The sequence below is a fragment of the Brucella grignonensis genome, from assembly GCF_002252505.1.
Lineage (GTDB): Bacteria > Pseudomonadota > Alphaproteobacteria > Rhizobiales > Rhizobiaceae > Brucella > Brucella grignonensis.
In genome coordinates, this window is the sequence record NZ_NNRL01000091.1 from 1 (window position 1) to 392 (window position 392).

A 392-nucleotide genomic window follows, 5' to 3' on the forward strand; every position below is an offset into this window, starting at 1 on the left:
GCCGGTGCAGCATCACGAGCTGCTTGCTGCCCTAGGCTACACCAGATAAAGGATCAGAGCAAGTTGAAAATCCACGCTTTTCTCGGTTTTCATCTTGCACGGCCGTCATGGCTTGAGATCTACGCCGGCGATCGGGCGCGACGACCTTCCAGGTCGATCTCGTCGGGGCAACGCCATCGGAGGGCAAGACACATCCCGTCCTCCGGGAGGGTCTGGCGACGGACAGCACTCAGGCAGGTTTACGGCCAACCCCCCCAGGAGGGTTTCCTTGAACTTGGCACTCATCTCCTCGCCGGTCTGACGCATCGCTTCGATGCAGTTATCGAGGGGCATGTAGTGCGAGCCGTCGCCGCGAAGAGCGAGTGAAGCTGCCGCAACTGCCTTGGTGGCCC

Annotated in this window: 1 pseudogene; it reads right to left on the minus strand. The window is 61.0% G+C overall.

Annotated features, from left to right (window positions below):
• Positions 1-225 precede the first annotated feature (225 nt).
• Positions 226-392: pseudogene (locus CEV33_RS01280) on the minus strand (L-serine ammonia-lyase, iron-sulfur-dependent, subunit alpha); the annotation flags it as partial.